Genomic DNA, 4959 nt, shown 5'->3' with positions numbered 1-4959 from the left:
GGAACGGGTAAGGTGTGGAGTTAAGGGAGAGAATTATATACTTTTTGTTTTGGTTAACTATATCCCGCCAGCCATAGCGATACCGTATAAATCACCAGTCCGACCAGTCCGCCGACGAGCGTTCCGTTGATGCGGATATATTGCAAATCCTTGCCCACGCTCAATTCCAGTTTTTCCACCATCAGGCGGCTGTCCCAGCCTTTGACTTTGTCCGCGACAAATAAAGCGGCTTTATCTTTATAACGCATCACAAAATCCCGAACCAAAAGCGAAATCCGTATATCCGCCCGCCGCATAAATTGCGGGTATGCCTGAGCTTGCGAACGCATATGATTCAGCAGCTTTTCCAGTTGCGCTTGGCACAAAGAGTCTTGTTTTTCCACATCTTCCCGCGCCCAGTCTAAAATGCCGCACCATAAGGTCATGATTTGACGTTGCAGGGCGGGCGATTGCGCGAGCTGTTTTTTGAATTTGTCCAGGCGGCGGTGCCACAGGCGCGATGTGGTCAGGCGTTCGGTCAGTTCGTCGTATTGCACCAAGAATTGTCGGCGCAGCGCGTTGTCCTGCTTGTCCGCAGTTGCCAAATAGCCGTCTATCCATGCCAACGCTTTTTCTGCCGCCCAATCATCGACTTTTCCCACCAAGGTCGATTTCACCGCCGCTTTAAGCCTGTCCCAAGTTCCGGGATTGCCGCCTTCGATTTTCGCCGCCCACTCGCGCAGGTTCTGCTCCAACATTTCGCGGGTTTCCGGCGTTTTCAGCCAACGCCGAATCTGACGGAGCAGGCTTTCAAACGCTTTTTCGTGCATCCCTTGCGCTTTCAACAGCCGCAAACCGTCGGCAAGCGTGTTGCCGATTTGTTCGCCGCTGTAACGTTCTTCCAGCAGCATTGCTGTAAAACGCGCTGTCTGTTCCGGTTTGGCGATGGCAAGCAGCGTCGGAATCTGTTTGGAAAGCCACGGCAGCCAATGCGATTTCACGTCTTCGCCGTCCAACCATTTCAATAATTTATCGCTGGGCTGCGCTTGATAAATGCGCATGGCGATGGGTTTGCCCTGCAAAAAATTATGTTCGATAAACCGTCCTAGTTCATCGCCGATACGCGCCTGATTGCGCGGCAAAATTGCGGTATGGGGAATCGGCAGTCCGAGAGGTCGTCTGAAAAGCGCGGTGACGGCAAACCAGTCCGCCAGCGCACCCACCATCGCGGCTTCGGCAAACGCTTTGACAAATCCCAACCAAGGATATTGGCGCACATAAACGGCGGAGACTGCAAACAGCCCGCACGCAAGAAGCAGCAAGCCCGTCGCCCAACGTCTGCTTTTTGCCAACTTTTTGCGCGCTTCATTTAAGCGGACTTGTTCTGAAAGGGTGTGCATTTCTATTCCTGTCTTTTTTGTCTTTAGAGGATTGCGAATAGATTGATTACTTTTTAATCAGCTGAAAATATTCAATAGGTTTCAAAATATTATCCAAGTTTTCCACAGAATGCACACATCAATCCGAATGCGGGTTGTGGGCAATATTTTGTATTGCCTATTTTTTAATCATAATATTTTTATTTTGGAAAATCAAAAGGGAAGGAGAGTTGTTCACAGGCTGTTCACATGATTCTGTGGTATGGTTGTGTACAGGTTTTCAGACGACCTTTATGCCGTCCAGCCTGAAACCGAAACCCAAAGCCGCCACAAGGCCCAAGCCGCCACCGTCAACCCTGCCAACAGGCGGATGCTGCGTTTTTGCAAAAGCGTTTTCAACTGCGCTGCAAAGATACCCATCGCCAAAAGATTAGGCAGCGTGCCGAGTGCAAAAGCCAACATATATAAAGCGCCGTGAACCGCGCTGCCGCTGCCCAAGGCGTAAAGCGACGCGCTGTAAACCAGACCGCACGGCAGCCAGCCCCAAAGCATCCCTACGCCGAAACAGGCTGGGACGGAACGGATAGGCAAAAGCTTGTTTAAAAACGGATTCAGCCGCTTCCATATCGGTTTGCCGATGCGTTCGATACGCGTCGCCGCCGTCGAAATCCCCGCCAGATAAAGCCCTAAAAGCAACAGCAGGATGTTTGCCGCGATATACAGCCCCTGCTGCAACACGCGGGTGTCATCCAAAGAAATCCCTGCCTGCCCGATCAGACCGACTAGGAAGCCGATGAGGACATAGCTGCTTACACGTCCCAAGTTCAACAGAACAATCAATCCGAAACGGTTTAGGTTGGGTGGAAGCTGCAAGGCAAATGCGCTGCTTAACCCGCCGCACATTCCGACGCAGTGGCCGCCGCCGAAAAAACCGAGCAGAAACAGAGTGAGGAAGGTAAGGTTTTCGTCCATATCAGATATATTTGAAATTGTTATCAGACTGTTTCGTATTGTATCAATAACGGAGGAATGAGGATAAGAAAGGATGGAATAGGGACGAATTATTGCGAATCTGTTTGGAAAGGTCGTCTGAAAATCGCTTTGCCTTGATTGCACGGCATCGGATTTTCAGACGACCTTTAGACTACCCGATATTTATAAAGCTTTATTTTGAGGAAAATAATTTGATTTCATTTGAAAACAAAATGTTAAACGAATCGAATATTTCTGAACAGGATACCGAAGAAGCAAGCAAATGTTTGCATATTATCGAGATTCGGTTAAAATTACCAAAATAATATAAATAATAATCAAAATCATTTATTAATTATCATAACTGACTTGCGGCAAAACCTTTCCGAGGTCGTCCGAACATTTTCAGACGACGCTGTCTGACATTCCGCCACACAAGGAATCCGTTATGAAGCCAGTCAAAGTCAACACCCTTGCCGCCTGCATTGCCGCCATCGGTTTCTCTCCCATCATTTATGCTGCCGATAATACGCCGACCGTCATTCTCGATACTGTTACTGTCAAAGGCACACGCAATAAAGACGAAATCGGTAAAAACCGGGTTTATACCCGCGAAATCGTCAACCTCTACAAAGGCAAGGAAGATGTCGAAACCTTCAAAGGCAACACCGTATCCGATCTTTTGAGCGGCATGTCCGGCGTGTACAGCGGCGACGCGCGCAACAGCGGCGCGCTGGATCCCAATATACGCGGCGTACAGGGACAGGGACGGATTCCCGTTACCATCGACGGCACGGAGCAGGCGATTACCGTCTGGCGCGGCTACGCAGGCGCAAACAACCGCAACTACGTCGACCCCAACATCATCAGCAGCGTTTCTATCGAAAAAGGCCCCTCGTTCAGCCGTGATATGAAAAGCGGCATAGGCGGCTCCGTCGCCCTGAAAACCATTGATGCCGACGATATTGTCCCCGAAGGGCAGAAATACGGATTTGAAGTGAAGGCGGAGGCTTCCAACAATTCCATCAAAAGGCGTGAGAATGCTTATGAACATTCAGTCGATTATCGAACCTTGCCTGTTCCCGCAGTAGCGACGGGTGGTATTTGGCGTTCGTTTTTTGACGATACCGACCGAATCGACCAGCGTTTCAACGGACGCAATAAATTTGGGGAGGATAAAGCCTACCGCATTGCCGCTGCCACCAAGCAGGACAATTTCGATGCCATGCTCGCCTATGCCTACCGCAGTAAAGGCAATTATTTTTCCGGCAAAAAAGGGGCGGAGCGCTACGGTTATATCGGTCCTTGGACACAAGAAACTTTAGACGAATTAAAACGTCGTCAAGAAGAAGCCGCTGCCAAGGGTGAGAAATTTTTCGGCAGTGAAAACATGCTGGGTGCCCCCGATATTTCAAAAATCGGACTTTTTTATCATCCGGGCGGGGAAGTCAGCAATACCTCACTCGAAACCAAATCATGGGTAGGTAAAACCACCTTCCGTCTGCCGAACCGCCAAACGCTCAAATTCGGCCTGCGCCATACCGATTCCACGTTCGGCGAAATCATGCCTTCGCGCATTATCGGCCCCATCAGTTGGGATGCGTCCGTCCTCAACAAAATTGCTGAATGGCCGCAGGCATGGGTAAAACAGCGTTCCTACAATATCGACTATTCGTGGAAGCCCGAGGGCAGCCGTTGGATAGATTTCGATGCCACGCTTTGGACAACACGCACCAAATCCAAAACCAATACCGCAGGCGGTTCGCCCGGCGATACCGTTTATGAAGATTTGGTATTTCAACGGGCATGGGATGAGTACGACAGATGGCAAAAAGCTACGCCTGAAGAGCGTCAAGAATTGCTGAATGCAGGTTTTGAAACCCCAAAACCGCCCAAACCCGAAACGCCCAATACAAACGGCAGGTTCAACACTATTGAAGGCAACGCCTATTACGCCCGTAATAACCGTACAGGCTTTCAATTCTCCAACCGTATGAAATTGAGCGACAAACTGTCGTTGACTTTGATGGGCGATTTTCAAAATGAAAAACTGACATCGCGCAATGATTTTTCAGACGAGCTGGAGCGGGGAGGATACGACAAATATCGGGAAGAACTCGAAAACAACACCATCAGGGCAAATTATGAATTGAACCAATATGGCGTACCGCGCAATGGCAAACGGCGAGAATACAATTTGGGCTTTAATTTCCGCTACGAACCCTTCCGCTGGCTGACGTTGATGGCAGGCGGGCGATATACCAATTTCCAGCTTCAGGATAAAAGCAGACGCTTGGAAAGCGGCATGAATAAGTTTGGCTATCCGTTAGAAATGAACAGGGGGATAAAATATTCGATCGGCAGGGTTGCCACGCCGCAAGAATACGCGGATTACAAGGCAATTGACGATGCTTTGGCAAATGGCAGTCTTGATTATGCTTTATATATGGCCGATGAATATTCAGAACAAAGAAAAAAACATAAACAAATTAGCCTGTATTCGTTTCAAGTCAATTCGCAATATATTCCGACTTTGACATATGATCGCGAAAAATGGGTCAATCCTAATGAAAAGCAACTGTATTTTTCACCCCGTCGGGCAAAAATACCAAAACTCAAATCAAGCCGT

The 4959-nt window shown here is 48.9% G+C and carries 3 protein-coding genes; 1 reads left to right on the top strand and 2 read right to left on the bottom strand.

Translation table 11 applies throughout. The features are described 5' to 3' along the window. Positions 1-53: 53 nt before the first annotated feature. Both F9B91_RS11965 and F9B91_RS11960 read right to left on the bottom strand, forming a co-directional pair. A complete protein-coding gene (locus F9B91_RS11965) occupies positions 54-1379 on the bottom strand; it encodes a DUF445 domain-containing protein (protein ID WP_070538699.1) in 1326 nt (441 codons plus the stop codon). A gap of 270 nt (positions 1380-1649) precedes the next feature. Beyond that, complete coding sequence (locus tag F9B91_RS11960; RefSeq protein WP_003740792.1) at positions 1650-2330, bottom strand: sulfite exporter TauE/SafE family protein; 681 nt, start codon at positions 2328-2330, stop codon at positions 1650-1652. Between the two features lie 448 nt (positions 2331-2778). Here F9B91_RS11960 and F9B91_RS11955 point away from each other — a divergent pair. Next, on the top strand, positions 2779-4959 hold a 2181-nt coding region (locus F9B91_RS11955; protein WP_150923293.1), incomplete at its 3' end, for a TonB-dependent receptor plug domain-containing protein.

This window comes from Streptococcus mitis, assembly GCF_008763935.1.
GTDB classification, from domain to species: Bacteria; Bacillota; Bacilli; order Lactobacillales; family Streptococcaceae; genus Streptococcus; species Streptococcus mitis_DB.
Note: the sequence above shows the minus strand (reverse complement) of the source record. Positions and strands in the feature narration are given on the sequence as shown.

Coding starts and splice junctions, on each gene's coding strand:
- F9B91_RS11960 (WP_003740792.1), bottom strand. CDS start 2,330: ATGGACGAAAACCTTACCTTCCTCACTCTGTTTCTGCTCGGTTTTTTC.
- F9B91_RS11965 (WP_070538699.1), bottom strand. CDS start 1,379: ATGCACACCCTTTCAGAACAAGTCCGCTTAAATGAAGCGCGCAAAAAG.